Origin of the sequence: Jannaschia maritima (genome assembly GCF_030973515.1) — a bacterium.
In the GTDB taxonomy this organism is placed as follows: Bacteria; Pseudomonadota; Alphaproteobacteria; order Rhodobacterales; family Rhodobacteraceae; genus Jannaschia; species Jannaschia maritima.
Genome location: NZ_JARGZA010000010.1, coordinates 63,812 through 90,565, shown reverse-complemented (window position 1 = coordinate 90,565; position 26,754 = coordinate 63,812). Strand labels below are relative to the sequence as shown.

The 26,754-nt window shown below is 68.5% G+C and carries 29 protein-coding genes; 22 read left to right on the top strand and 7 right to left on the bottom strand.

Annotated features, from left to right (window positions below):
* The first annotated feature begins 128 nt into the window (after positions 1-128).
* A complete protein-coding gene (locus tag P0084_RS11410) occupies positions 129-1,283 on the top strand; it encodes an autotransporter domain-containing protein (protein ID WP_308916977.1) in 1,155 nt (384 codons plus the stop codon).
* A 4-nt stretch (positions 1,284-1,287) separates the two neighbouring features.
* On the opposite strand, the gene alr is transcribed toward P0084_RS11410, so the two are convergent.
* The 3 genes from alr to pyrC all read right to left on the bottom strand — a co-directional run bounded on the left by alr (position 1,288) and on the right by pyrC (position 5,033).
* Entirely contained in the window at positions 1,288-2,337 is a 1,050-nt protein-coding gene (gene alr / locus P0084_RS11405; RefSeq protein WP_308916976.1) for an alanine racemase, read from the bottom strand.
* Positions 2,338-2,368: 31 nt separating this feature from the next.
* The gene (locus tag P0084_RS11400; RefSeq protein WP_308916975.1) at positions 2,369-3,859 is read right to left on the bottom strand and encodes a replicative DNA helicase; all 1,491 of its coding nucleotides are present in this window, start codon (positions 3,857-3,859) and stop codon (positions 2,369-2,371) included.
* Positions 3,860-4,004: 145 nt separating this feature from the next.
* A complete protein-coding gene (pyrC, locus tag P0084_RS11395) occupies positions 4,005-5,033 on the bottom strand; it encodes a dihydroorotase (protein ID WP_308916974.1) in 1,029 nt (342 codons plus the stop codon).
* 57 nt (positions 5,034-5,090) lie between these two features.
* Between pyrC and P0084_RS11390 the strand changes: the two genes are divergently transcribed.
* From P0084_RS11390 to ureG, 11 genes are all read left to right on the top strand, one after another.
* Positions 5,091-5,876: an urease accessory protein UreD gene (locus P0084_RS11390; protein ID WP_308916973.1), complete on the top strand. Its 786-nt coding sequence runs from the start codon at positions 5,091-5,093 to the stop codon at positions 5,874-5,876.
* Positions 5,873-6,196, top strand: a complete 324-nt coding sequence (locus P0084_RS11385) for an urease subunit gamma (protein ID WP_308916972.1) — start codon at positions 5,873-5,875, stop codon at positions 6,194-6,196. The genes P0084_RS11390 and P0084_RS11385 overlap by 4 nt, the downstream gene beginning before the upstream one ends.
* Entirely contained in the window at positions 6,193-6,468 is a 276-nt protein-coding gene (locus P0084_RS11380) for a hypothetical protein (RefSeq protein ID WP_308916971.1), read from the top strand. Before P0084_RS11385 ends, P0084_RS11380 begins: the two co-directional genes overlap by 4 nt.
* Complete coding sequence (locus P0084_RS11375) at positions 6,465-6,773, top strand: urease subunit beta (RefSeq protein ID WP_308916970.1); 309 nt, start codon at positions 6,465-6,467, stop codon at positions 6,771-6,773. The genes P0084_RS11380 and P0084_RS11375 overlap by 4 nt, the downstream gene beginning before the upstream one ends.
* Before the next feature lie 40 nt (positions 6,774-6,813).
* On the top strand, positions 6,814-7,098 hold the full coding sequence (locus tag P0084_RS11370; RefSeq protein ID WP_308916969.1) for an antifreeze protein: 285 nt from the start codon (positions 6,814-6,816) through the stop codon (positions 7,096-7,098).
* 91 nt (positions 7,099-7,189) lie between these two features.
* The gene (locus tag P0084_RS11365) at positions 7,190-8,002 is read left to right on the top strand and encodes a cyclase family protein (protein WP_308916968.1); all 813 of its coding nucleotides are present in this window, start codon (positions 7,190-7,192) and stop codon (positions 8,000-8,002) included.
* 110 nt (positions 8,003-8,112) lie between these two features.
* Positions 8,113-9,813, top strand: a complete 1,701-nt coding sequence (gene ureC, locus P0084_RS11360) for an urease subunit alpha (protein ID WP_308916967.1) — start codon at positions 8,113-8,115, stop codon at positions 9,811-9,813.
* Between the two features lie 121 nt (positions 9,814-9,934).
* The gene (locus P0084_RS11355) at positions 9,935-10,480 is read left to right on the top strand and encodes a hypothetical protein (protein WP_308916966.1); all 546 of its coding nucleotides are present in this window, start codon (positions 9,935-9,937) and stop codon (positions 10,478-10,480) included.
* A gap of 59 nt (positions 10,481-10,539) precedes the next feature.
* Positions 10,540-10,983 carry an urease accessory protein UreE gene (locus tag P0084_RS11350; protein WP_308916965.1) on the top strand — a complete coding sequence of 148 codons (444 nt, stop codon included), beginning with the start codon at positions 10,540-10,542 and terminating at the stop codon, positions 10,981-10,983.
* Positions 10,964-11,587, top strand: coding sequence for an urease accessory protein UreF (locus P0084_RS11345; protein WP_308916964.1), 624 nt, complete (start codon positions 10,964-10,966; stop codon positions 11,585-11,587). Before P0084_RS11350 ends, P0084_RS11345 begins: the two co-directional genes overlap by 20 nt.
* A gap of 4 nt (positions 11,588-11,591) precedes the next feature.
* Positions 11,592-12,203, top strand: a complete 612-nt coding sequence (gene ureG / locus P0084_RS11340; RefSeq protein ID WP_308916963.1) for an urease accessory protein UreG — start codon at positions 11,592-11,594, stop codon at positions 12,201-12,203.
* Here ureG and P0084_RS11335 read toward each other — a convergent pair.
* Together P0084_RS11335 and P0084_RS11330 are read right to left on the bottom strand one after the other, a co-directional pair.
* Positions 12,198-13,241, bottom strand: coding sequence for a quinone-dependent dihydroorotate dehydrogenase (locus P0084_RS11335; RefSeq protein WP_308916962.1), 1,044 nt, complete (start codon positions 13,239-13,241; stop codon positions 12,198-12,200). The two genes, ureG and P0084_RS11335, sit on opposite strands and share 6 nt — an antisense overlap.
* Positions 13,238-13,573, bottom strand: coding sequence for a DUF952 domain-containing protein (locus P0084_RS11330; protein ID WP_308916961.1), 336 nt, complete (start codon positions 13,571-13,573; stop codon positions 13,238-13,240). The genes P0084_RS11335 and P0084_RS11330 overlap by 4 nt, the downstream gene beginning before the upstream one ends.
* Before the next feature lie 109 nt (positions 13,574-13,682).
* Here P0084_RS11330 and P0084_RS11325 point away from each other — a divergent pair, with 109 nt between their 5' ends.
* From P0084_RS11325 to P0084_RS11315, 3 genes are all read left to right on the top strand, one after another.
* On the top strand, positions 13,683-15,260 hold the full coding sequence (locus P0084_RS11325) for a bifunctional metallophosphatase/5'-nucleotidase (RefSeq protein ID WP_308916960.1): 1,578 nt from the start codon (positions 13,683-13,685) through the stop codon (positions 15,258-15,260).
* A gap of 178 nt (positions 15,261-15,438) precedes the next feature.
* On the top strand, positions 15,439-16,548 hold the full coding sequence (locus P0084_RS11320) for a histidine kinase dimerization/phosphoacceptor domain -containing protein (RefSeq protein ID WP_308916959.1): 1,110 nt from the start codon (positions 15,439-15,441) through the stop codon (positions 16,546-16,548).
* Positions 16,549-16,552: 4 nt separating this feature from the next.
* Positions 16,553-17,224, top strand: coding sequence for an SOS response-associated peptidase (locus tag P0084_RS11315; protein ID WP_308916958.1), 672 nt, complete (start codon positions 16,553-16,555; stop codon positions 17,222-17,224).
* Positions 17,225-17,423: 199 nt separating this feature from the next.
* Here P0084_RS11315 and thrS read toward each other — a convergent pair whose 3' ends face one another.
* Positions 17,424-19,373: a threonine--tRNA ligase gene (thrS, locus tag P0084_RS11310; protein ID WP_308916957.1), complete on the bottom strand. Its 1,950-nt coding sequence runs from the start codon at positions 19,371-19,373 to the stop codon at positions 17,424-17,426.
* 180 nt (positions 19,374-19,553) lie between these two features.
* Between thrS and P0084_RS11305 the strand changes: the two genes are divergently transcribed.
* From P0084_RS11305 to P0084_RS11295, 3 genes are all read left to right on the top strand, one after another.
* Positions 19,554-20,222: a VPLPA-CTERM sorting domain-containing protein gene (locus P0084_RS11305; protein ID WP_308916956.1), complete on the top strand. Its 669-nt coding sequence runs from the start codon at positions 19,554-19,556 to the stop codon at positions 20,220-20,222.
* Between the two features lie 72 nt (positions 20,223-20,294).
* Positions 20,295-21,038, top strand: a complete 744-nt coding sequence (locus P0084_RS11300; protein WP_308916955.1) for an alpha/beta hydrolase — start codon at positions 20,295-20,297, stop codon at positions 21,036-21,038.
* Between the two features lie 47 nt (positions 21,039-21,085).
* Complete coding sequence (locus P0084_RS11295; RefSeq protein WP_308916954.1) at positions 21,086-22,030, top strand: ester cyclase; 945 nt, start codon at positions 21,086-21,088, stop codon at positions 22,028-22,030.
* Here P0084_RS11295 and P0084_RS11290 read toward each other — a convergent pair.
* Entirely contained in the window at positions 22,027-22,623 is a 597-nt protein-coding gene (locus tag P0084_RS11290; protein WP_308916953.1) for an exopolysaccharide biosynthesis protein, read from the bottom strand. The genes P0084_RS11295 and P0084_RS11290 overlap by 4 nt on opposite strands.
* A gap of 136 nt (positions 22,624-22,759) precedes the next feature.
* Between P0084_RS11290 and P0084_RS11285 the strand changes: the two genes are divergently transcribed.
* The 4 genes from P0084_RS11285 to P0084_RS11270 all read left to right on the top strand — a co-directional run bounded on the left by P0084_RS11285 (position 22,760) and on the right by P0084_RS11270 (position 26,749).
* The gene (locus tag P0084_RS11285) at positions 22,760-23,515 is read left to right on the top strand and encodes an SDR family NAD(P)-dependent oxidoreductase (RefSeq protein WP_308916952.1); all 756 of its coding nucleotides are present in this window, start codon (positions 22,760-22,762) and stop codon (positions 23,513-23,515) included.
* A gap of 4 nt (positions 23,516-23,519) precedes the next feature.
* On the top strand, positions 23,520-24,518 hold the full coding sequence (locus tag P0084_RS11280; protein WP_308916951.1) for an ester cyclase: 999 nt from the start codon (positions 23,520-23,522) through the stop codon (positions 24,516-24,518).
* A 354-nt stretch (positions 24,519-24,872) separates the two neighbouring features.
* A complete protein-coding gene (locus P0084_RS11275; RefSeq protein ID WP_308916950.1) occupies positions 24,873-25,538 on the top strand; it encodes a DUF2268 domain-containing putative Zn-dependent protease in 666 nt (221 codons plus the stop codon).
* Positions 25,539-25,618: 80 nt separating this feature from the next.
* Positions 25,619-26,749, top strand: a complete 1,131-nt coding sequence (locus P0084_RS11270) for a cobalamin-independent methionine synthase II family protein (protein ID WP_308916949.1) — start codon at positions 25,619-25,621, stop codon at positions 26,747-26,749.
* Positions 26,750-26,754: the final 5 nt, after the last annotated feature.

Below are 26,754 nucleotides of genomic sequence, written 5' to 3'. Positions count from 1 at the left end.
CGGTTGTAGGAATGAAGTTAGAACAATCCTTTAAGGTGTCCCAACTTCTTTCGCCACAAAAGCGGATTCCGTGATGCCAATCGCGGCCATACCGTTGCGGATCGGCATGGTTCGCGAGATGACGGGGCATGCCCTATCGCCTGGCCGCAGCCATCGTCGTCCTTTCCGCACCCGCCTGGTCGGGGAACATCGAACCGGTCGCGAGCGACCCCGATCCTGCCGTCGTGATGGGGGCAGTTTCCGGGGCTGCGTCGGGCAGCCCCATCGGCGGCGGTGGATCGGTTGCGGGTAACCATGTCGGGGCTGTTGTCGGTATGGTCGGGGGCGTTTCGGCGTCCGGGAACGTGGTGCCTCCGGTGATCGCGCCACCACCTATCGTCGTGCCACCGCAGGTAGGACCGTCACTCGCGCAGATCCTCGCTCGAATCGAATTGCAGTTGAACACGGAAATGGTCGCAAGGGTCGGCGCGGCGCTCGCGTTCCGTCCCGTGGCGCCTCCAGCGGTGCCAAATGGCGGCGGCGTGCAGGCCTCGACCCGAGGACGCGGCGAAGCGCCCCTTCGGTTCCGATTCGACGTCGACGGTTTGCTGTTCGATGACGATCCGTTCGAAACGCGGGTTGGTATCGTCCGAACCGAATTGTCCTTCGATGCGACCCCCGACCTCGAGCTCGATCTGATACTTGGATATGCCGACCTGGACGTTTCGCCCGACGGCCAATCTCGGTCCAGCTTGGACGGTGGGCTTACCTTCGTCCAGCCCGGTGTAACCTTGCGTCGCGGCTCGCTGAGAATCGACACCGGCCTCTTCTATGGCAGGGGCGATGCCGATCTGCTGCCGAACGCACCGCAGCGTGCGTCCGCGGACGTTGACCTTTGGGCAGTCTCACTAAATGCAGCCTATGACCTTGTTCGGCCGAACGGTTTAGTCGCTACGCCGATGGCGTCGCTCACCGTGGGACGGTTCGGCATGGAAGGACGCTCGGGTCTGCTGGCCGGTGTGCCACGGCAGTCGGTACCGTTCTGGACAGCGGAGGTCGGCCTCAGGGTCACTGGTCGGATCGGACGGGGTACGGGCTATTTGGGCTCGCATTTCACCTATGTGGACGAGAAGCCGACGATCCTGCCCAGCGGCGGCATCGACGGGCTGTCCGGCCGGTTGGAGGCGGGGTTCGACATCCCCTTCGGGGATCGGGCCGCGCTGTCCGGAACGATAGACGTCGGCGGCTTCGGCCAAGCAGCCCGCAGCTATCGCGCCGGTCTGGCCCTCTCCCACGACTTCTGACCGCTCAGCCCTGCATGCCACGCCAGGTCCGACGATAACGTGCGCCCAGCGAGGTCAGGACTTCGTAACCGATGGTCCCGGCCATGGTGGCCAGATCGTCCACGCGGCGATATGCATCCAGGACGCGGACGTGATCGGGGTCCGCGTCCAGATGACCAATATCGACCGTCAGCAGGTCCATCGATACACGTCCGACGACCGGACACGGCACGGGCCCGGCCATGACCTCCAGCCCCGGTTGCAGCGATCGGAACAGTCCGTCCGCATAGCCGCCCGCCACGGTCGCGATGCGGGTGTCCGACCGTGCGGTCCACGTCGCGCCGTAGCCGACGCTCTCGCCCGCGGGCAGGTCGAAGCAGGCGATGACGGGCAGGTCCAACGCGACGACGGGGGTGGCATCCGCGAACGGTAATCCACCGAACAGGCCGATCCCCGGCCGCACCATGTCGAAATGATATGCCGGCCCCAGGAGCGTGCCCCCCGTCGCCGCCAAGCTTCGCGGAAACGGGACGCCGTCCGTCATATGGAGGAACCGATCCAGCTGGCGCGACGATTGATCCGAGCCCGGCTCGTCGGCACTGGCGAGATGGGAGGTGATCAGCGCCGGCCCTGCATCCGCCACGACGTCGTAGATCGCGGCCCATTCGGACAATTGCAGGCCCAGCCGCGACATCCCCGTGTCGAGTTGCACGCCGAAGGGCCGGCGGGGCAAGGCCTCCAACTGACGCATCAGATGGTCCACCGACGGCACCAGAGGGATCAGGTCCGCATCGCGGATCGTCGCGGTGTCCCCTGCCATGTGCCCATAGAAGACGTAGATGCGCGGCTCCGGCCCTAGGGCCTTGCGCAGCGCCGCCCCTTCCTCGGCGGTGGCCACGAAGAAGGCGCGCGCACCCACCTGCGCCAATCGCCGGCCGACGGCGGTCGCCCCCAGGCCATAGCCGTTCGCCTTGACGACGCCCCCGGTCTCGCAGGACGGGGCGGACATGGCATCGAGCGCCTGCCAGTTGGCGGCCACGGCCTCCAGGTCGATGTGAAGCTGTCCGGTCGGCATCGCGGCGTCGTGCGGCCTCGGGAGTTGGCGGTCAACCCCGCTCGCCGCCCCCCTGCTGCCAAGGCTGGATCAGGTTGCCGAAACGCGTGAACCGCCCCTCGAAGGACAACTCGACGCTGCCGATGGGGCCATGGCGCTGCTTGCCGATGATGACCTCGGCCTTGCCGTTCACCGCCTCCATCGCGGCCTGCCACTCGGCCATCTTCTCCAACTGGTGATCGCCCGGCTTCTCCCGCTCCTTGTAGTATTCCTCGCGGTACACGAACATGACCACGTCGGCGTCCTGCTCGATCGAGCCGGATTCCCGCAAGTCGGACAGCTGGGGGCGCTTGTCCTCCCGCGATTCGACTTGGCGGGACAGCTGGGACAGGGCGATGACTGGAATGTCCAACTCCTTCGCGATGGCCTTCAGTCCCTGCGTGATCTCGGAGACCTCGTTGACGCGGCTGTCCTTCGCCGTCGCGGGGCGGACCAGTTGCAGGTAATCCACGATCAACACGTCCAGCCCCTTTGTGCGCTTCAAACGGCGGGCGCGCGCGGCAAGCTGGCTGATCGGAAGGGCGGGCGTGTCGTCGATATAGAGGGGGCAGGCCTCCAATGACTTCGCGGCTTCGACGAAGCGGCGGAACTCGGCCTCCGTCATGTCGCCGCGGCGGATCTGCTCCGACGGAACCTCCGACGCTTCCGACAGGATCCGCGCAGCGAGCTGCTCCGCCGACATCTCCAACGAATAGAACCCGACGATCCCGCCGTTCACCGCACCCTCGCGCCCCTCGTGCGTGGTGCCCTTGCGGTACGCCTTCGCGACTTGGAACGCGATGTTCGTGGCCAGCGACGTCTTCCCCATCGAGGGCCGGCCGGCCAGGATCAGCAGATCGGACCGGTGCAGGCCGCCGAGCTTCTTGTCCAGGTCGATCAGCCCGGTGGAGATGCCGGCCAAGCCACCGTCGCGCTGATACGCGGCGTTGGCGACGTTCACCGCCTGCGTGACGGCCGACAGGAACGATTGGAACCCCGACTCCGTCCGCCCCTGTTCCGCGAGGGCATAGAGCGCGGCTTCGGCTTCGACGATCTGTTCATCCGGTTCGGACGCGACCGTCACGTCGCTGGCTTTGGTGCTGATGTCACGGCCCAGGCCGATCAAGGTCCGACGCACCGCCAGATCGTGGATCATCTGCGCATAGTCCTTCACCGCATAGGCGGCGATGGCCGACGCGGCGAGGTTGATCAGATAGACCGGACCGCCCAGGGCGCGCAGGCCCTCGTCGTCCTCCAGGAACGGTTTCAGCGTGACGGGGGAAGCGAGCGCGTTCTTTTGGATGCGCGCCGCGCAGAGGTCGAAGATCCGCTGGTGGACCGGATCGTAGAAATGCTCCGACCGCACGATGCTGGCGGCCCGGTCGTAGAGGTCGTTGTCCGTTAGCAGCGCGCCCAGCAGCTGCTGTTCCGCCTCGATCGAATGGGGCAGTTGCGGCTCGGGAACGGCAGGTAGCCCCGCCTGCGGCGTCGCGATCTCGTTCATGGCCGTCCCCCACCTGTCCCCGCGATCCGTGGTTACCCCGGCCGGCCGGAACCCTCAATCTGGAAATGCTGGGGATATCCTGTGGAAGGACCGCCATACACGAAATACGATGTACAAGTAATTGATGCCACTCGCCTGCGCGACTTCAACATCCGCCGTTACCCTCGACGTGCCAGCGGATCGGGCGGCCCGGATCGAAGGGGGTCACGACGGTCTCGCCCCGTTCCAGGGCGGGAAGGGCCGCGATGGGGTCCCCACGGTGCAGCGTCACCCTGTCCTCGTTCGGCGGCAGGCCGTAATGGGCGGGCCCGTTCAACGAGGCGAACCCTTCGAAACAATCCAACGCCCCCTCTTCGTCGAACACCTGCGCGTATGCGGCCAGGGCGATGGGCGCCGTCAGGCACCCCGCGGCGCAGCATGCGGCTTCCTTGACGTGGGTCGGATGCGGTGCGCTGTCCGTGCCAAGGAACACGTTCGTCGCGCCGGAGGTCGCGAGGGTACGCAACGCTTCCTGGTGGCGCCGCCGCTTCAGGATCGGCAGGCAATAGAAATGCGGTCGCATTCCGCCGGCGAGCATGTCGTTCCGGTTCGCCATCAGATGCTGCACGGTGATGGTCGCGCCGATCCCCGTTTCGCGCACGAAGGCGGCGGCGTCGACCGTCGTGATATGCTCCATCGTGATCTTCAGGTCCGGATGCGCATCGCGCATCGGCATCAGGCGGCGGTCGATGAACGCGGCCTCCCGATCGAAGACGTCGATGTCCGGATCGGTCACCTCGCCATGCACGCAGAGCGGGATGCCGTGTTCCTCCATCGCCTCGAGAACGGGGCGGATGGCGTCGAAGCGCTGGACGCCGCTGCCGGAGTTGGTGGTCGCACCCGCGGGGTACAGCTTGACCGCGGTCACGATCCCGGCCGCATGGGCCGCGATCAGGTCGGCGGGGTCCGTGCCTTCGGTCAGATAGACCGTCATCAGGGGTCGCGCGAACCCCGCCGCGACGATCCGGTCGCGATAGGCCGCCGCCTGCGCGCCGGTCACGACGGGGGGCACCAGGTTCGGCATGACCAACGCCCGGCCCATGTCCGCGGATAGGGGTGCGACCAGCGACAGCATCGCGCCGTCGCGCAGGTGAAGGTGCCAATCGTCGGGGCGGCGTATGGTCAGGCGGTCCATAGCACAGCCTTGCCCCATCCGGTTCGCGCGGGCTAGCCCGATGCCATGGGTGTCGTGATGCAGCGGGTCAGGGGAAGCGCGTCGGTCCATATCGGGCCACGCGGGCTGATCGACCTGGCGCAGGCGGGCAGCGCGAAGGCGATGCTGCCCCGCACCGACGGTCCCGTGCCGGAGGTGGTGTTTCTGAACACCGCCGGCGGCGTGACGGGCGGCGACGTGTTGGACTATGCGCTGACGATCGAGTCCGGCACTTCTCTGGTCGGCACCACGCAGACGGCGGAACGCGTCTACCGCAGCGTGGGCGGACGGGCGGACGTTTCGGTGAACCTGACCGTCGGTGCGGGCGCCCATCTCGACTGGCTCCCCCAAGAGACGATCGCCTACGACGGTGCGGCGTTCGGTCGGCGCACCGCGGTCGCGCTGGGCCAGGGCGCGACCTTCCTGAGCGTCGACACGATCGTCCTGGGGCGGGCGGCGATGGGCGAGGTGGTGCGGAGCCTGGACCTGGACGACCTGCGGCAGATCCGCGTGACGTCCGGTCCCGTGCACGAGGAACGGTTGTGCCTGACGGATGCCGTCCTCGCCGATCCTGCGGCCCTGGCGGGACGCACCGCCCTGTCGACCCTGGTGCTGATCCGCCCGGACGCGGCCGACCGATTGGATGACGTGCGCGGCGTCCTGCCGACCTTCGCGGGCGCCTCCGCCTGGGATGGTCGGCTGGTGGCGCGCTTTGCCCACCACGATGTCGTGCAGTTGCGCCGCGCCGTCATCCGCGCCATCGTCGCGCTGCGCGGTACCCCGATGCCGCGCGTCTGGCAGGCCGAGCGGGAGGCGAACGCATGAACCTGACTCCACGCGAGCGTGACAAGCTGCTGGTCAGCCTCGCGGCGATGGTGGCCCGCAACCGGTTGGAACGCGGCGTGAAGCTGAACCACCCGGAGGCGATCGCCCTGATCACCGACTTCGTGGTGGAGGGTGCGCGGGACGGCCGCAGCGTCGCGGACCTGATGCGGGCCGGCGCCCAGGTCGTCACCGCGGAGCAGTGCATGGACGGCATCCCCTCGATGATACATGACGTACAGGTGGAGGCGACCTTTCCGGACGGAACCAAGCTCGTGACCGTTCACCACCCGATCCGCGCGGCGCGGGAGGATGCCGCATGATCATCGTGAACTTCCTGATTGGCGTGCTGACGGGACTGCTGGTGCCCCGCGCCGAGCGCTGGCTTAAGGGCTGGGCCGAATCGATATGGCTCGGCGGCCTTCCGTTGGAGGAGCACGAGTTCGACCTCGCCGCCCTCCTGGTGATCCTGATGGCGGCGGCCATCGTCGTGGCCGTTCTGGGGGCGCCCAGCAACGCCTTCATGCTGGCCTTCGGTGCCTTGCTGGGGCTGTTCGGCAAGCGCATCTGGGCGCGCGTCAAGGACGCCGCATGATCCCCGGCGAGGTCATCACGCCCGAGGGCATGGTCGTTCTGAACGAGGGGCGGCCCGTGACCACGATGTCCGTGTCCAACACGGGCGACCGTCCCGTGCAGGTTGGAAGCCATTACCACTTCGCCGAAGCCAATCCGGGCCTGTCCTTCGACCGCGACTCTGCGCGCGGTCTACGGCTGGACATCGCCGCGGGCACGGCCATCCGGTTCGAGCCGGGGCAGACGCGCGACGTGGATCTGGTTCCCCTGGGCGGTGCGCGGCGCGTGGTGGGGTTCCGCGGAACCGTGATGGGCGATCTGGATTGATCCCAGGGGGGGCGATCCTGTTCGGGAAACCAATGCCATGATGAAGCAACTGATCCGATTGCAGTTCGATGCCGCTCGAATGATGGCAGAGGCCCAGACCGTAATCAGCCTTCGGATGATGGGTCTGACGGGTCTGGTACCAGTCAGAGACGGGGAGAACGCCCGCATGGTGGCCGAGAAGCAGAAGGCCTTCGTCCAGGCCGGCTTCGCGGTGGGGCGGGCCATGATGATGGGACGCGGTCCGCTCGCGGCCTATGGGGCGGGCCTCCGGCCGATCGGGCGGACGACGCGGGCGAACGTGCGACGTCTGACGGCCCGGGGGTAACACCGGATTTCACCGTCGTGGGCGCATGGGGTTTGACAAGCTCGCGCGGGCGCTCCTTGCTGTGGTGGAGGAACCATAGGGGAGTCCTACCATGTGCCACGCCTGCGTGATGGAAGGCGCCAAGCGCCACATGATGAACCGCCGCGACCTGTTCGGCGGCGCGGCCGCGGGGGCCGCCGCGGTGGCGGCGGGGGCGATGTCCGCCCGCCCCGCGCTGGCTCAGGCGCAAGGCCGCGTCGTCGATCTGACCCATACCTTCACCCCCGACTTCCCGACCTTCTGGGGTGGTCCCGGCCTCGCCATGGAGGAAACGGTCAACTTCGCGGAGTCGAACTATCAATCGTTCCGCCTGACCGCCGACGAGCATGCCGGAACCCATCTCGACGCACCGCTGCATTTCTCCGAAGGGTCCGCCAGCGTGGACGAGATCGCGGCGGAGGCGTTGATGTGCCCACTCTGCGTCATCGACATATCCGACCGCGCGGCCGAGGATCCGAACGCGACCGTCACGCCCGAGGACGTGGAGGCGTGGGTTTCCGCGAACGGGGACATTCCGGAGGGGGCCTGCGTGGCCATGCGGTCCGGTTGGGCCGCCAAGGTGGGCGATCCGTCCTTTCGGGGCCCGGGCGACGGCACGCTGGCGTTCCCAGGATTCGCCAAGGCGGCGACCGATCTGCTGATCGATGCGGACGTGGCCTGCATCGCGGTGGACACCCTGTCGCTTGACCCCGGCGACAGTGCGGATTTCGCGGTGCATTATTCCTGGCTGCCGGCCGGACGCTATGGGATCGAATGCGTCGCGAACCTGGATGCGATGCCAGCCGCCGGCGCGACGATCGTGGTGGGCGCACCCAAGCACGGTGGGGGCACCGGCGGACAGGCGCGCGTCCTGGGGATCGTCTGACACCGGGGCCCCGGGCGGCTGCCGCAATATGCGGCACTCGTCCCCTCGGGCCTTGACCCCATTCGGCATGCGCGGAACCGTCGCCGGGCCAACACGCGAAGGACGTCCCCATGCCTGCCACGATCAGCCGCCAAACGCACGCCGCGATGTTCGGGCCGACGACCGGCGACAAGGTACGGCTGGCCGACACCGACCTGATCGTCGAGGTGGAGCGTGACCTGACCGGCCCCCGGGGGCAGGAGGTCAAGTTCGGCGGCGGCAAGGTGATCCGCGACGGAATGGGGCAGGGCCAGGCGACGCGGGCCGAAGGGGCTGTCGACACCGTCATCACCAACGCGCTGATCGTGGACCATACCGGCATCTACAAGGCCGACGTGGGCCTGCGCGACGGGCGCATCCACGCCATCGGCAAGGCAGGCAACCCCGACACGCAGCCGGGCGTGGGCATCGTCATCGGCCCGGGCACGGAGGCCATCGCGGGGGAGGGGCGCATCCTGACCGCGGGGGGCTTCGATGCGCATATCCACTTCATCTGTCCGCAGCAGATCGAGGACGCGCTTCACAGCGGGCTGACCACCATGCTGGGCGGTGGCACTGGTCCGGCCCATGGCACTCTGGCGACCACCTGCACGCCAGGACCGTGGCACATCGGCCGGATGCTGCAGGCGCTGGACGCGTTCCCCATCAACTTCGGCCTGTCGGGCAAGGGCAACGCGTCCCGTCCCGACGCACTGCGCGAGATGGTGCGCGCGGGGGCCTGCGCGCTGAAGCTGCACGAGGATTGGGGCACCACCCCCCAGGCGATCGATACCTGCCTGTCGGTCGCCGACGAGATGGACGTCCAGGTGATGATCCACACCGACACGCTCAACGAGTCCGGCTTCGTGGAATCGACGATCGACGCGATCGCGGGCCGCACGATCCATGCGTTCCACACCGAAGGGGCAGGGGGCGGCCATGCGCCCGACATCATCAAGGTCTGCGGGTTGGGTCACGTGATCCCATCCTCCACCAATCCGACCCGGCCCTACACGGTGAACACGCTGGAGGAGCATCTGGACATGCTCATGGTGTGCCACCACCTTGACCGGTCGATCCCAGAGGACGTGGCCTTCGCAGAATCCCGCATCCGCAAGGAGACGATCGCTGCCGAGGACATCCTGCACGACATGGGGGCGTTCAGCATCATCGCATCCGACAGCCAGGCCATGGGCCGCGTGGGGGAGGTGATCATCCGAACTTGGCAGACGGCGGACAAGATGCGCAAGCAGCGGGGGCGGCTCGCGGACGAACAGGGCGACAACGACAACCTGCGCGTTCGGCGATACGTGGCGAAGTACACGATCAATCCCGCCGTGGCGCACGGCGTCTCGCACGAGATCGGCAGCGTCGAGGTCGGAAAGCGCGCCGACCTGGTCCTGTGGTCCCCCGCCTTCTTCGGCGTGAAGCCGGAGATGGTCCTGGTCGGCGGCACCATCGCGGTCGCCCAGATGGGCGACCCCAACGCGTCCATCCCCACGCCGCAGCCCGTCTATACGCGCCCGATGTTCGGGGCCTTCGGTCGCAGCGCGGAGCGCGGTGCCGTGCTGTTCGTGTCCGAGGGGGCGGAGGTGGGCGACCTCGGTTTGGCGAAGTCGACCGTCGCCGTGCGCAACACCCGCGGCATCGGCAAGCGCGATATGGTGCTGAACGACGCGACCCCGACGGTGGAGGTCGATCCGGAGACCTACGAGGTGCGTGCCGATGGCGAACTGCTGACCTGCGAACCGGCAACCGAACTGCCGATGGCGCAGCGGTACTTCCTGTTCTGAGGGTTTGCAGTTCGGGCCTCGGCGGAGGACGGCGCCATCTCCGACGGCACGGATAAGCGGTTTACACCCCGACGCCTTCGTCCGAATAGTCCATTAAGGAATGGTGAAGGGGGTGCTTGGCATGGGCCATATCACGGTCATTAATGACTATCCCGTCGGCGTCGACGCGCTGTGGGACAACTGTATCGATATGAGCGCGATGGCCCGCACGATGAAGGGTCTGCTACGCTACGACGGGTTGCGGCACGGAAAGGCCCATCAGGGCCTAGTGTTGAACTACGACGTCTCGTTGTTCGGTCTGCTCCCCGCTCGTCCATCGAGGGTCGAGTTCGTGGAGTTGGACCGCGCCACGCTCCGCTTTCGCACGGTCGAGACGTCGGAAGGGTTGCGCGCCTGGAACCATACGATGCAGATCACGGAAACGCCCGGTGGTTCCCGTCTGAGCGACACGGTCGAGATCGAAGCCGAGGTGGCCTGGCAGACACCGTTGTTCGAACGCTTCGCGCGCCACGTCTATCGCCGCCGCCATGCGCCGCGGCTGGCGATGTTGACGGGCGGGGCGGGACCGGGTCGTGGTTCGCGACGCGCCGCCAAACCGCGCGACATCATTCGGACCGCCGGATCGGGCGGCAGCGGTTGGCAGCGCGGCACAATTCCCATCGGCTGATCGGTTGACCCCGGGCCCGGACCGCGCAGGATTGCGGCGGTCCACGGTCCGGGGGTGTCATGTCCGAAATCATCCTGCTCGATGCCCTGCCTGGCGGAGCGACGGACGATCTCGTGTTGTCCTACGACGACCGCCTCGTGCGTCGGAAGCGGCTGATCACCGCCGCGGGGCGCGATATCCTCGTGGATTTCCCCGCCGTCGTGGACCTGTCCGCTCATGTCGGCATGCGAATGCCGGACGGCACGGTGATCGCCCTGCATGCGGCGTCCGAGGACGTGATGGTGGTGCGGGGCGATCTGCCGCGGCTGGCATGGCATGTCGGGAACCGGCACACGCCCTGCGCCTTCCAGGGCGATGCCCTGATCCTGCGGGCCGACCCCGTCCTGCGGGACATGCTGTTGGGCTTGGGTGCCGTGGTGACGGACGCACGGGCGCCGTTCCGGCCGGAAGGCGGTGCCTATGGGCACGGGCGGACGATGGGCCATGACCATTCCCACGACTGACCTGCTGCGGTTGACGCAATGGATGTCGCCCGCTTTTCCGACGTCGGGCTATGCCTATTCGCACGGGTTCGAAGCGGCACATGCTCGCGGGATCGCGACTGCGGACGATGTGCGGGACTGGCTGCGTGCCGTGCTGCAGTACGGGTCCGGTCCGCTGGACTGCTGGGCCGTTCGCGCTGTCCTGGCCGGGGCATCGCCGGATGCGGTAGCAGCCACCTTGCGCGCGCGAGCGGGCTGCGCGGAGCGGTGGCGCGAAACGTGGGATCAGGGGGCCGCCTTCGCGGCGACGACCAATGCGCTGGGCTTGCCGCACCTGCGCCCTGCGCCGCTGCCCGTCGTTCTAGCGGTCCGGGCGCGGGGGATCCTGCCGACGACCGTCTGCGCCCTGTATCTGCAGGCCCTCGCGGGGCAAGTCGTGTCGGCCGCCCTGCGTCTCGTGCCTCTGGGGCAGACGCAAGGGCAGGGGATTATCGCGGCGCTGCATTCCGACATCGCGGAGGTGGCAGCCGCGGAATGGGACGAGCCCCCCGGCCTTGGCGCCGTGCTTGCCGAATGCGATGCGACGGCGCACGAAGTGCAGCAACCACGGCTCTTCAGGACATAATGGCATGACCTCCCCCCATGGCCCCCTGCGGGTGGGCATCGGCGGCCCGGTCGGCGCGGGCAAGACGACCCTGACCGAACGACTGTCGCGCGCGTTGTCCCCGCATCTGTCGATGGCGGTCGTGACGAACGACATCTACACCCGCGAGGACGCCGAGTACCTGCTGCGCGTTCAGGCCCTGCCGTCCGACCGCATCCGCGGGGTGGAGACGGGGGGCTGCCCGCACACTGCCATCCGCGAGGATGCGAGCGTGAACCTCGCCGCCATAGCGGACCTGCGCGCTACGATCCCGGACCTGGATTTGGTGTTGATCGAATCCGGCGGCGATAATCTGGCTGCCACGTTCAGCCCCGAATTGGCGGACCTTTCGATCTATGTGATCGACACGGCGGCGGGGCAGGACATCCCCCGCAAGAAGGGGTTGGGGATCACCCGCTCCGATCTGCTCGTGATGAACAAGACCGACCTCGCCCCGCATGTCGGCGTGGACCTGGATCGCGCACGGGCGGATCTCGACGTCGCACGCGGGGGGCGGCCCTATGTGATGGCATCGCTCAAGACCGGGGACGGTGTCGACGCGGTGGTCGCGTTCATCCGCCGGGAGGGCGGCCTATAGCCAACGGTCGCGGTCCACGCCCACGGCGTCGGCCACGTTGGCGAACCCGTCCCGCGCCAGCATCCGGTCCAGCCCCACGACGATGTCGGACACCAACGACAGACCCCGGTAGGCCAGCGCCGTGTAGAGTTGCACCGCATGCGCGCCCGCACGGATCTTCGCATAGGCTTGCGCCGCGTCGCCCACGCCGCCCACCCCGATCAACGGCAGATCGGGGCGCAGCGCCGATACCTTCGCCAGGATGCGGGTGGACGCCTCGAACAACGGCCGTCCGGACAGGCCGCCGCCCTCCGCCGCATGGCGTCCGTGCAAGCCGTCGCGGGCCGTCGTGGTGTTCGTGGTAACGATGGCGTCCACACCGTCCGCCGCGGCGACGATCGCGGCGAGGTCGGCATCGGACAGGTCAGGGGCGATCTTGAGGAAGACGGGAATCGGTCTGGGAAGCTGGTCGCGCGCGGCCGCCACGCCATCGAGGACAGTCCGCAGCGCATCCGCGCCCTGAAGCTTGCGCAGGCCATCGGTGTTGGGACTGCTGACGTTCACCGTAGCGAAGTCCAGGTGAGGCCCGCAGATGCGCAGCACGGCGGCGAAGTCGACGATCCGGTCTGCGCTGTCCTTGTTGGCGCCGAGGTTCAGGCCCACCGGCAGCCCGCGGGGCCGGGCGGTAAGGCGCTCGGCCATGGCGTCGGCGCCGGAGTTGTTGAACCCGAACCGGTTTATGACCGCCGCGTCCCGGTGAAGCCGGAACAGCCTGGGCCTCGGGTTGCCCGGCTGGGCCAGCGGCGTCGTCGCGCCAAGTTCCAGGAAGCCGAACCCCGCGCGGGCCAGGCCGTGCATCGCAGTGCCGTCCTTGTCGAACCCCGCGGCCAGTCCGACCGGGTTGGCCAAATCAAGCCCCGCGACGCGGCAGACCAACCGGGGTCCCGTCAAGACCCCACCACGCGGCCCCAGCCCCATCCGAAGGGCCCGCAGGGCCAAGTCATGCGCGACCTCCGGGTCCAGGCGGCGCGCGGCGGCCAGGGCGGCGCGTTCGATCAAGCGGCCGCGTCCGGGAACACGTGCACTCCGTCCACCAGCGGCAGGGGCTTCGCCCAGGCGACCTGATCGAGGCGCAGCGGCGCGTAGAGGTGGGGGAAGTCGGCGCCGCCGCGCGATGCCTCCCACCGCAAGTTCGGACCCAGGGCCGCGGGGTCGCAGGCGATCAGCCACAGCCCGTCCTCGCCCGCGAAGTGCCGTGAAGCGGTTTCCGGGGCCTGTTCGGGCGTCGAGAAGTGGACGAAGCCGTCCGCCACGTCGACGGGCGCACCCGTCGTGCTGCCATCCGATTGCAGCGCATCCCATTCGGGCGTCCGGAAAATCTTGTAGATCATGGCGGCGGGATGCCCGGACGTGGCGGAACCGTCAAGCGGACGTCACATCCGCTTGCGAAGCGCAGCGACGCGTCGCACCATCATGGGCGCAACCAATGGGGAATTGGACATGAATAGACTTCTGACCGCCACCGCGCTGACCGCCCTGACGGCCGGGATGGCCCAGGCCGATGGGCATGCCGCCTATACGCTGCACATCCTGCACTACAACGACATGCACAGCCGGATCCAACCGATCAACCGGTTCGACTCCACCTGCAACGCGGAGGACGACGCGGCGGGCGAGTGCTTCGGTGGCGCTGCGCGGCTGAAGGCGGCGATTGACGCGAAGCGCGCGGAGCTGGACGGCGAGAACGTCATCGTCCTCGACGCGGGCGATCAGCTTCAGGGCAGCTTGATGTTCACGACCTACAACGGCGACGCTGAGGCCGAGATGGTCAACGCGATCGCCCCCGACGTCTTCTCGGTCGGCAACCACGAATTCAACAAGGGCGATGAGAACCTCGCCCGCGTCATCGACATGCTGGACGTCCCGGTCGTGTCCGGCAACCTGGACCTGACGGGCAACGAGCTGCTCGGCGACAAGATCCAGGACACGATCGTGCTGGAGGTCGGCGGCGAGCGCATCGGCATCGTGTCCGCCCTGGCGACGGACACGGGGGAGACGTCCAGCCCGTCCGATCAGGTCGTCTTCATGGACGAGGCGGAAAGCATCGCGCAGGACGTCGCCACCCTGACCGACGAGGGGGTGAACAAGATCATCGCGTTGACGCATGTGGGCTTCCCCACGGACCAGCGCATCGCGGAGGCCGGGATCGATGGGTTGGACGCGATCGTGGGCGGGCACAGCCACACGACCTTCTCGAACACGGAGGAAGGGGCGGAATCCTACCCGACGACCGTGAACGACGTGCCGATCGTATCCGCCGGGGCGTATTCCAAGTACCTCGGCCACTTGACCCTATCCTTCGACGCCGACGGCAACGTGATTGAGGCTACGGGCGACGCGATGCTGCTGGACGCGTCGGTGGAACCGGATGCCGAGCTCGCGGCCCGCGTGGACGAGCTGGCCGCCCCCATCCAGGAGATGCAGGAGGAGGTCGTGGGCCGTTCCGCCGGCTTCATCGAAGGGGATCGGTCGGTCTGCCGGGCGCAGGAATGCCCGATGGGCAACCTGGTCGCCGATGCCATGCTGGACCGCGTGCGGGACCAGGGCGTGCAGGTCGCCATCCAGAACGGCGGGGGCCTGCGGGCGTCCATCGACGAGGGCGACATCACGATGGGCGAGATCGTGACGGTATTGCCGTTCCAGAACACGCTGGCCACGTTCGAGCTGACCGGCGCCGAGATCGTCGAGGCCCTGGAGAACGGCGTCAGCGAGGTCGAGGAGGGCGCGGGCCGGTTCCCGCAGGTGTCGGGCATGACGTACAGTGCGGACCTGTCGGCGGAGCCGGGCAGCCGGATCACGGGCGTTCAGATCGACGGACAGGACATTGATCCCGAAGCGACCTATGGCGTGGTGTCGAACAACTACATGCGCGGCGGCGGCGACGGGTATTCCGTCTTCGAAGGCGCACGGAACGCGTACGATTACGGTCCCGGGCTGGAGCAGGTGGTGATCGACTACATCACCGCGCAGGGCGGCGAGTACGCGCCGTACACCGACGGCCGGATCACCCTTCAGTGACGCATGGCGCGGGGCTGGGGACCCATGCATCCCCGGCCCCGCGCCCACCGGTCTCCGAAGCCCGTACGCCGCCCACAACCATTTGGCGTCTTTAAATATTCATTGGATGGTCGTAGTATCTCCACGGGGAAACGTCCGCTTGCGCAGCAGGGGGACGCGTGGGGAGCGGAGGTGTGCCATGCTCGCGCCGGTGCCGATGAATCAGACGGGACGTTTGGCGGCGATCCGCCGGTACGACCTTGGGGTGGACGCGCATCATGGCGCCTTCGACGGCATCGCCGAACTGGCGGCGCAGGTCTGTGCCTGCCCCGTCGCCCTGGTCTCGATCGTCCGGGAGGAGGATCAGAGGTTCGAGGCGGTCTGCGGCCTTTCCGCCGACTCGACGGGTCTGGAAGCGTCCATCTGCAGCCATGCCATCCTGCAGGAGGAGATCCTGGAGATACCGGACCTGCGGCTGGACATGCGGACGCACGACAACCCGGTCGTGACGGATGCGGACGATCCGATGCTGTTCTATGCCGGCGCGCAGATCGTGACGCCGGACGGCTTCGCCCTGGGGACGCTGTGCGTGCTGGACCGGCGGCCGCGGCGCATGGGGGACCAGGCCCGGCGCGCGCTGCGCATTCTGGCGGACCAGGTGATGCGGCGGTTGGAGCTGCACGACGCGCTGCGCCAGCAGGAGGTCTTGCGCAGGGAGATCGACCACCGGGTCAAGAACAACCTCGCCAACGTCGCCATCCTGACGCGCATGGCGTCGCGCACCGCCGTCAGCCCCGAAACGCGTGAGGTCCTGGCCTCCGTGGAGCGGCGGATCCAGGTGATGGTCGAGTTGCAGGGCGAACTCTATGCCGGGGATGCGCGGCCTGGCCAGGACGCGACGGTCGACGTGCCGAGCTTCCTAGGCAAGATCGCCGCGCACCTGCAGGCCATGGCGCCCGACGGCGTCAGCCTGGAAGCCGACTTCGCGCCCCTGACGCTGCAGTCGCGGCGCGCCTCCGCGCTTGGGGTGCTGGTCAACGAACTGGCGGCGAACAGTTGCAAGCACGGCTTCCCCGACGGACGCGCGGGCTGCATCGTCCTGTCGGGCGCCGTCGACGGGGACGGCCTCTACTCGATCACCTGCACCGACAACGGCGTCGGCGCGATGGCGCCCGCGGGCGGCGGGGGCCTGGGCACGCGGATCATGCGGGCCTCCGCCAGTCAGCTGGGCGGGGACCTGGCCCTGGCGCCGGCCGCGGAGGGCTATCTCGGCCGCGTACGCTTCGCGCCGGACGCCTTGCCGCACTGAACCCGTGTGCGGCCGGTTCGCCCTGTCGATGCCGCATGCGGAAACGGCGCGGATCTTCGCTGCGTCGCCTGCGAACGACCTGCCGGACGTGCCGAACTGGAACGTGTGTCCGACGAATCAGATCCCGTGCGTGATATCCGCGAGCGGGTCGCGGCGGCTAGGGGCGATGCGGTGGGGGTTCGTCCCGCGCTGGTACGGGTCCCCGAACGACGGGCCGTTGCTGATCAACGCGCGGGCGGAAACGGTGGCCACGAAGCCCGCCTTCCGCGATGCCTGCCGGTCGCGGCGCTGTCTGATTCCGGCGACCGGATTCTACGAATGGACGAAGGATGCCGACGGCAAGCGGCTGCCGTGGTACTTCCACCCTGTGGGGGCGGAACTGCTTGCTTTCGCTGGGATTTGGCAGGGCTGGGGCCCCGATCGGATCCCCACCTGCGCCATCGTCAGCACGGCTGCGGGCCCCACCATGGCGGAGGTCCACCACCGCGAACCGGTGACCCTGGCGCCGGAAGATTGGCCCCTGTGGCTGGGGGAGGACGGGACGGGGGCGGCGGCCTTGATGACCGCCGCGCCGGAGGGGCGCATGGCCCGTCATCGCGTGTCCACGAAGGTCAATTCGAACCGCGCATCGGGCGCGGATCTGATCGATCCGCTGCTGGAAGATGCGTCGGATTGAAGCGAATATCGGACGTACACCCCCCGTACACCCCCTGTGCACCCCCCGTACATACGAAATGGCCGACACGCACCGCGCGTTGCGCCGGTCTTGCGTCCCGGCGGCGTTCCGTGCGGGGGGTGGTCCGGCGGGCCGCTTGTGCGGTCCGCGCGGCGGACCGCCGGGCGCCGATCGTCGCCGCCGGCGTCGGCCGACCGCGTCAGGTCGCCAGGTCGGGGGGCGTCGCTTCGGCAGCGAGGGTCGCCACCACCCCGTCCAAGGCGACGACCGTCGTGGCCTTCTCGCCCAGGCGGCGCAGGGTGACGGTGCGGTCCGCGACCTCCTGGCGGCCGATGGCAAGGATGGCGGGGACCTTGCCCACGGAATGCTCGCGGACCTTGTAGTTGATCTTCTCGTTCCGGGTGTCGACCTCCGCCCGGACGCCGGCGGCGGTCAGGGCGGCCCCGATCTCGGCCACGTAGTCGTCGGCCTCCGACACGATGGAGGCGACGACGACCTGGCGGGGGGCAAGCCAGAAGGGCAGGCGGCCGGCGGAGTTCTCGATCAGGATGCCGATGAAGCGTTCGAAGCTGCCCAGGCAGGCGCGGTGCAACATGTAGGGGCGGTGCTTGTCGCCGTCCTCGGCCACGTAGGTGGCGCCCAGGCGTTCGGGCAGGTTGGGGTCGACCTGGAACGTGCCGCATTGCCAGGTCCGGCCGATGGCGTCGGTCAGGTAGAAGTCGAGCTTGGGGCCGTAGAACGCGCCGTCGCCTTCCTCCACCCGGTAGGGGGCGCCGACGGACTCGATGGCCCCGCGCAGGGCGCCTTCGACGTGGTCCCACGATTCGTCCGAACCGACGCGCTTCTCCGGGCGGGTGGCGAAGGCGATGTCGAACCTTTCGAAGCCGAGATCGGCATAGACCGACGAGAGGAAGCGGATGAACTTGGCGCATTCCGCCTCGATCTGATCCTCGGTGCAGAAGATGTGCGCGTCGTCCTGCGTGAAGCCGCGGACACGCATGATGCCATGCAGCGCGCCCGAGGGTTCGTAGCGCGCGCAGGACCCGAACTCGGCCAAGCGCAAGGGCAGGTCGCGATAGGACTTTAGGCCGTGGTTGAAGACCTGCACGTGGCAGGGGCAATTCATCGGCTTAAGGGCGTTGATCGATTTCTGCGCCGCGTGCTCCTCGTCCACCTCGACGATGAACATGTGCTCCTGATATTTGTCCCAATGGCCGGAGGCTTCCCACAGCTTGCGGTTCACGACCTGGGGGGTGTTGATCTCACGGTAGCCGTCGGCCCGCTGCTTGCGGCGCATATAGTCCTGCAGCGCGGTGTAGATGGTCCAGCCGTTCGGGTGCCAGAAGACCTGGCCCGGCGCTTCCTCCTGCATGTGGAAGAGGTCCATCTCGCGCCCCAGGCGGCGATGGTCGCGGCGTTCGGCTTCCTCGAGGAAGTGCAGGTGCTGCTTCAGCTCGTCCCGGTTGCGGAAGGCGACGCCGTAGATGCGTTGCAACTGCGGCCGGGTGCTGTCGCCCAGCCAATAGGCGGCGGACACCCGGGTCAGCTTGAAGGCGTCCGCCGGGATCTGGCCGGTGTGCTGGAGGTGGGGGCCGCGGCACAGGTCCTGCCAGTCCCCGTGCCAGTACATGCGGATGGGCTCGTCGCCCGGGATGCGGTCCAGAAGCTCGACCTTGAAGGGCTCGCCCGCCGCTTCGTAATGCGCGCGGGCGCGGTCACGGGGCCAGACCTCCGTGCGGACGGGATCGCGCGCGGCGATGATCTTCTTCATCCGCACCTCGATCGCGCCCAGATCCTCCGGGGTGAACGGGTCCTCGCGGTCGAAGTCGTAGAACCAGCCGAAGTCGCGGACGGGGCCGATGGTGACCTTCACGTCCCCGTACAGTTCCTGCACGGCGCGGGCCATCACATGGGCCAAGTCGTGGCGGATCAGTTCGAGCGCCGGCGCTTCGTCCGCCATGGTGTTGATGGCGATGGTGGCGTCCGCATCCAGGGGCCAGGCCAGGTCCCAATGCATGCCGTTCACCTGCGCGCTGATCGCCTTCTTGCCAAGCGACTTCGAGATGTCGGCGGCGACCTGCGCGGGCGTGGTCCCGGCGGGGACGTCGCGGGTATTTCCATCGGGGAAGGTGAGGGTGATCTGAGACATCGTCGCGTCCTCCCAATCTGTTCGGCGCCTACGGAACGCCCGGTTGCGGGTATGTGGGGGCGTGTGGCGCGGGTGCGGCGGGGATGCAACGCCGAATCGCAAGTGGCGGTTTTCGTTGATCGGCGGCGCGGGTGGCGTAAGGGTTAACGAACGACGTCCTTTCATGGAGACAATCCTTACATGCGACTGCTTCCCGCCCTTGCCGCGTTCGGTTTGATGGCCGCGCCCGCCGCCGCGGCCACGTTAACCTTCTCGCAGACACGAGACATGTTCGCGACGTTCCCGGCCCCGTCCCAGGGGGACGGCGGATCGGTCGTCGATTCCTCCATCGGGGCCACTTTCACCTTCGATCCCGTGACGATCCCGGTGTCGGACATCCTGTCGGCGACGTTCGCCTTCACTGCCACCGTCGACGCGGAGGCCGATCTGCCCCCTCTGCCCGGGCCGGCGCAGTTCACCGTATCCTACGACCTCGACCTCGGCGTGTCGGCGTCGGACGTCAGCGGCATCTCCGGGGTGCTGTCGTTGGTGGGCGGGCAGAGCGGGTCCGTCACGGCGGACGAAATCGGCGGCGGGGTGATCCGCCTGGACGATACCGGTGCGTCGGATCCCATCCTCTTGGAGGGCGCGGACCTTATCGGCGCCACGGGTGGGTTCTTCGCCACGATCGACGGCGACCTGTTCAGCTTCGCCGGATACCTGGACGGGCCGCGGATCGACCTGACGGGGGTCGTGTCCGTCACCGCGACGGTCACGCTGGAAACGGTCGACCCGATCCCGCTGCCCGCGGCGGGCTGGCTGCTGCTGGGCGGAATCGGCGGTCTGGTGGCGTTGCGGCGCCGCCGCTGAGCGCGCGACAGGATCCGTGACCGCCCGAGGGCCCGCGCTAGGTCCCGGGCGGACAATCCGAAGGACCCCGCCATGCCCCTTTTCCTTACCGTCGGTGCCAATGAAGTCGCCTATGAGTACACGCCCGGCGCCGCGCCTGGCGTGGTGTTCCTGGGCGGGTTCAAGTCGGACATGCAGGGCACCAAGGCGTTGGCGCTGGAGGCCTGGGCCCGGGCGCAGGGGCGTGCGTTCCTTCGCATGGATTATTCCGGCCACGGCGGGTCGGGCGGCGACTTCGAGGACGGCACGATCGGGCAGTGGCGCGACGACGCGGCGGCGGTGATCGCGCACGCGACGGCGGGGCCGCAGGTGATCGTGGGGTCGAGCATGGGCGGCTGGATCGCGTTGCTGCTGGCGCGCGACGGCACCGTCCCGGTCGCGGGCCTAGTCACGGTCGCGGCCGCGCCCGACTTCACGGAGGACGGGTACTGGGCCGCCTTCGACGAGGATCAGCGCATCGCCCTGGTGGAGCGCGGGCGGGTCGAGATTCCCTCCGAGTACGGCGCGCCCTATGTCATCACGAAGCGGCTGATCGAGGACGGGCGGCGGAACCTGGTCCTGCGCACGCCTCTGGACCTGCCGTTCCCCGTGCGGATGCTCCAGGGGACGGCGGACACCGCGGTGCCCGCGCACTGGGCCACGCGGCTGCTGGACCACGCCACGGGGGACGACGTCATCCTGGCGCTGGTGAAGGGGGCCGACCACCGCTTCAGCGGGCCGGACCAGATCGCCCTGTTGGAAAGCAGCGTGGCCGACGTGTTGACGCGGATCCGCTGAACGGCGACGTGCCCACGACCCCGTCACCCACCCACACGGATGATATCATGCTGCTGAACCTGACCGATCACGACGCCCCCGCCATGCGGAGGGTGATCGGAGGGATCGTTTCCGCCGACGCGCCCGTCCACCTGTTCCACCCGGCGGGCGACGTCACGGGGGGCGCGGGCTTCGTCGCGGCGGCGCTGGACCCCGCCTGGGACGCGATGCCCGACGTGGAGCGGCGGGTCGACATCTCGATCCGGGGGACCGACGCGGGCGGGCAGGTCTGGCACGGGGAGGCGGGGCATTATGCGGGCACGTTCGCGAACCCCCTGTTCGGCATTCCGCCCACGGGGCGGCAGGCGTTCCTGCGGTATCACGAATTCTTCCGGATGGAGGACGGCCTGGCGACCGAGGTGCAGGCGATCTGGGACCTGCCGGACCTGATGTTCCAGGCGGGCGCGTGGCCGATGGGGCCGGCGCTGGGGCGCACGGGGCTGGTGCCGGGGCCGATGACCCATGACGGCGTGTCGCCCGGCGGGGACGGTGCCGCGGCGCTGGGAATCGTAGGGGACATGCTGGCGCATCTGCAATTCTCGCCCCGGGGGGAGGACGCGATGCGCCTGCCCGCGTTCTGGCATCCGCGCTGCGCCTGGTACGGGCCGGGGGGCATCGGCACCGCGCGGGGCATCGCGGGCTTCCGGCGGCATCACCAGATTCCGTTCCTGGACGCGATGCCCGACCGGCAGGGCAACGTGGGCGACGGGCACTTCTTCGCGGAAGGGGATTACGTCGGCTACACGTCCTGGTCGGGGATGGGGATGACGATCACGGGTGGCGGTTGGCTGGGCATCCCCGGCAACGGCCAGCGCCTGGTGATGCGGTCCCTGGACTTCTGGCGCGTGCGGGACGGGCTGATCCGCGAGAATTGGGTGACGGTCGATCTGCTCCACGTTTGGGACCAGTTGGGCGTCGACGTGTTGGCGCGGATGCGCGAGGTGGCGGGCTAGGACAGCCAGCCCACTACCCGCGGGCCCGCCAGTTCCCACAAACCCCAGATCGAACCCAGGAAGACCAGCCAGGCCAGCGCCATGATGCGCCCGTCGCGCATGAACAGGCCCGCCCCGAACAGCGCGATGGTGGCCATCGGCAGGGTGGAGGCGAAGGGGATTAGTTCGAGCGGCGGGACGATCAGGCAAAGCGCCACGATCGCGACCGCCGTGATCTGGGGGGCGGGGGGCATCAGGAGGACGTGGAGATGCGCCCCGAAGTGGCGGTCGGCCCAGCGCGCCACCCCCCGCAGCTTGGCGCTGGCGGCCTTCAGCGTGTCGGCGTGCACGGTGCGGCGCCCCAGGATGCCCGGCAGCCACATGTCCTCGCGCCCCAGGGCCATCTGTATCGCGAAGAGCGCGATGATGACGGCGATGACCGTCGGCACACCCGGGATGCCGCCCACCGGCGTCATCTCGAGCAGGGCGGGGACCATGATGGCGGCCCCGAAGGAGCGCCGGTCGAAGTGGTCGAGGATGTGGTCCACGGGGATGGGGTCGCCTTCGGTCGCGGCCTCGTCCAGGGCGTCGACGATGTCGGTGGCGTGGGGCATCGGTGAGCCTGCGTATCGGGGGCGTTCGGGAGGACATATAGGGCACGCGCGCGCCGCCGTCCCGTCCCCGGCGCGTTTCGGCCTTGCCCGCGTCACGGGCGGGTGGTCGAATGCCCGCCGTTCGCAGGAGGATCCCATGACGCTGCCCCGGACCCCGTCCTTCCGCCTGGACGGCCTCCGCGCCTTCGTGCCGGGCGGCACGCGCGGCATCGGGCTGGGCTGCGCCGCGGCCCTGGCGGAGGCGGGCGCGCATGTCACGGTGGCCTCGCGCGGGTCGGGGGGCGTGGAGGAGGCCGTGGAGGCCCTGCGGGGTGCGGGGTTCGCGGCCGATGGCGGCGTGCTGGACGTGGCCGACCTGGACGCGGTCGACGCGTTCCTGGACGCGCGGGCACCGTTCGACGTCCTGTGCAACGCCGCCGGCCTGGCGCGGCACGGGCCCGCGGCGGACACCACGCCCGCGGACTTCGACGCGGTGGCGGGCGTGAACCTGCGGGCGGCGTACTTCCTGGCGCAGAAGGTGGCGGCGCGGATGGAGGGGCCTGGCTCGATCATCCAGATCTCCAGCCAGATGGGGCATGTCGGCGGGGTGGACCGCGCGGTGTACTGCGCCACGAAGCACGGCGTCGAGGGGATGACCAAGGCCATGGCGATCGAGTGGGGCCCCCGCGGCATCCGCGTGAACACGGTGTGCCCGACCTTCATCCGCACGCCCCTGACGGCGCCCACCTTCGCCGACCCCGAGCGGCGGGCCTGGATCGAGGCGAAGATCAAGCTGGGCCGCGTGGGCGAGGTGGAGGACGTGATGGGTGCCGTCGTCTGGCTGGCGGGCGCGGCGAGTGGTATGGTCACGGGGACCGCCATCCTGATCGACGGCGGCTGGACTGCGGATTGAGGCGATGAACATCGACGCGACGAAGGTGATTCCCCCCGGCACGATCGCGAACCGGTGGAAGGACGTTCCCGACTACATCATCGGGGTCACGAAGGAGATCTGGGAGGATCGCGGCGTCCACACGCTGCACGACTATTACGGCGAGAAGATCATCGTCCGGTCCCCGGCCTCCGTCGTGGTGGGCAACGACGACGTGATCGACGCCACGATGGCGACCCTGGCGGAGTTCCCGGACCGGCAGTTGCTGGGCGAGGACGTGATCTGGTGCGGCGCGCCGGAGGACGGGGTGTTCAGTAGCCACCGCCTCATCAGCCTGGCGACCCATTCGGGCGACGGCGTCTATGGCCCGGCCAGCGGCACGCGGCTGCGGTACCGGATCCTGGCGGACTGCTATGCGCGGGGCACGCGGATCGAGGACGAGTGGCTGGTCCGCGACCAGGGCGCGATCGTACGGCAGATGGGCATGACGCCCAAGCAGTACGCCGCCGACCTGATCGCGCGGGAGGGCGGGCCCGACACTTGCGTCAAGCCCCTGACCCCTGACACGGACGTTTCCGGTCCCTATGCCGGACGCGGCAACGAATCGGAGGTCGGGTCGCGGCTGGAGGACATCCTGACCAGGATCATGGGGGCCGACATGGCCGTGATCCGCCGCGCCTATGACCGGGCGGTGCAGACGGAGTATCCGGGCGCCGTCACGGGCCACGGCCATGCGGATGCCGATCGGTTCTGGATGTCGCTTCGGGCAGCGTTCCCCAAGGCGCGGTTCCAGGTGGAGCACGTGGTCGGACGGGACGACGCGAACATGCCGCCGCGCGCGTCCGTCCGCTGGTCGCTATGGGGCCGCCATTCCGGATGGGGTGCGTTCGGGGCGCCGTCCGGGGCGATGGTCTATGTCCTCGGGCTGACCCATGCGGAGTTCGGACCCTGGGGGCTGCGCCGCGAATGGACGCTCTACGACGAGACGGCGATCTGGAAGCAGATTCACCTGGCGAGCCCGTAAGGTTCCGTCGAGCCCCTGCGGCAGATCAGCGCGGAGCATGTCGAATGACATAGCCGATCAATATTATGTCCCGATGATCCTCGCGACGATTTCTCTGCACATGCGGAAATGATGACGATGCCCGGTTGAATTTCGCCCTGCGTGCGAAGGCGAGGTGCGTCATTCCACCCCTGGGGGTAAAGACGACCGTAATAACACCTCAGATGTGATATGACATATTGACGTTCGGTGTCTGTTCCCCACTTTGGTCCTTCCGGCGGGACGGGGTGCTTGCACGGCAAGGCGGTCGTCCTGTCATATCCACGATAACAAGCCGGACGTCAGACACCCGGCAATCGACCGAGACGAACCGCAATGACCATACGTGTACAAATCCTCGATGCCGGCGGGTATTTCCGCCGTCGTCTGCCCTTGATCCGCCGGACCGTGGCCGATGCGGTGGCGTACGTGGAAGGCGTGTCCGAGATCCGCGACGTCGATCTGATCGTACATCCGACCGACTTCGGGCGGGACCAGTTCTCGATCGCGGCGTTCACGATGGGGCCGCACAACATCCATATCGGGGTCGAACGATCGCAGCTGTCGGCCGAGGACATGGACGTCGACCTGTTCCGGACCACCGTGCACGAGTTGCACCACGCCTGGCGGTGGCGACACGTGAAGCGGTGGACGGTCAGCGAGGCGGTGATCCTGGAAGGGCTGGCCCTGCTGGCGGACCACGGGGCGGTGGGGCCGCAGGACGGCGTGGACCGTCCGCTGGACGACGTGAAGAAGGCGCTGGACTACGTGCTCGCCCATGGGAGCGAGAGCCTGACGAAGCACCGCAACTGGCTCTACACCTCCGAGCCGGAACAGCCGGGCGCGGTCGCGCGAGCCTATACCGTGGGCATGCTGTTGATGCGCGGTGCCTTGGAGGAGCTGAAGCTGGATCCCTGGCAGGCGGCCACGATGGAAGCGTCCGCCCTGATCGAGGCGGGCCTGTCCCATTACGACGGGCTTCTGGACGCGCGCAGCGCCTGACCGATCCCCGCGGGGATCGCTTGTCCCCGCCGCCGCCGCATGCCACCCCCCCGGTCACGCAGCCGTGAGGGGGACGATCCATGACCATACGCGTGACGCATGTCGGCAGCCTTCCCAGGACGCAGGACGTCGTGGACCTGATCTTCGCCCGCGAGCGGGGGGAGGCCGTCGACCCGGACGCGTTCGACCGCGTGATGACGGATGCCTGCGCCGAAACGGTCCGCCGCCAGATCGAGGCGGGCGTGGACGTCGTGTCCGACGGCGAGACGTCGAAGATAAGCTATGCCACCTACGTGAAGGACCGCTATACCGGCTTCGACGGGGACAGCCCGCGCAACGCGCCGGCCGACCTGAAGCTGTTCCCCACCTTCCTGAAGCGGCTGGCCGATGCGGGCGGATCGCCGCAATATGCGCGCCCGCACTGCGTGGGCGAGGTCCGGTCGAAGGGGCAGGGCGAGCTGTCGGACGACATCCGGCGCCTGACGGGCGCGATGGCGCGGCACGGGGCCGAACGCGGCTTCATGAACGCGGCCTCGCCCGGGGTCATCAGCCTGTTCCTGCCCAACGCGCATTACCCGACGCGCGACGCGTACCTGGCGGCCCTGTCCGACGCGATGCGCGAGGAGTATCGGACCATCGTCGCAGCCGGTCTGGACCTGCAACTGGACTGCCCGGACCTGGCGTTAAGCCGCCACATGCTGTTCGCCGACTGGTCGGACGCCGAGTTCTTGAGGATCGCGGAGGCAAACGTGGAGGCGCTGAACGCCGCGCTGGACGGGATCGACCCGGCGCGCGTGCGCGTCCACATCTGCTGGGGCAACTACGAAGGGCCACATGTCTGCGACATCCCGATGGACGCGGTGTTCCCGACCTTCCTGAAGGTCCGGGCCGATCAGCTTCTGTTCGAGACGTCGAACCCGCGCCATGCGCACGAGTGGCAGGTCTGGCGCGACCGGGCGTCCGAGATCCCCGAAGGCAAGGTCCTCGTGCCGGGCGTCGTGGACACGACCAGCAACTTCGTGGAGCACCCGGAGGTGGTGGCCGAACGGCTGGGGCGCTTCGCGTCCATCGTCGGCACGGACCGGGTGATGGCATCGTCCGATTGCGGGTTCGGGACCTTCGCGGGCTTCGGCGCCGTGGACCCGGAGATCGCGTATGCGAAGCTGGCGTCCCTGGCGGAGGGGGCGGCGCTGGCGAACGCGCGGGCCTGAACGGA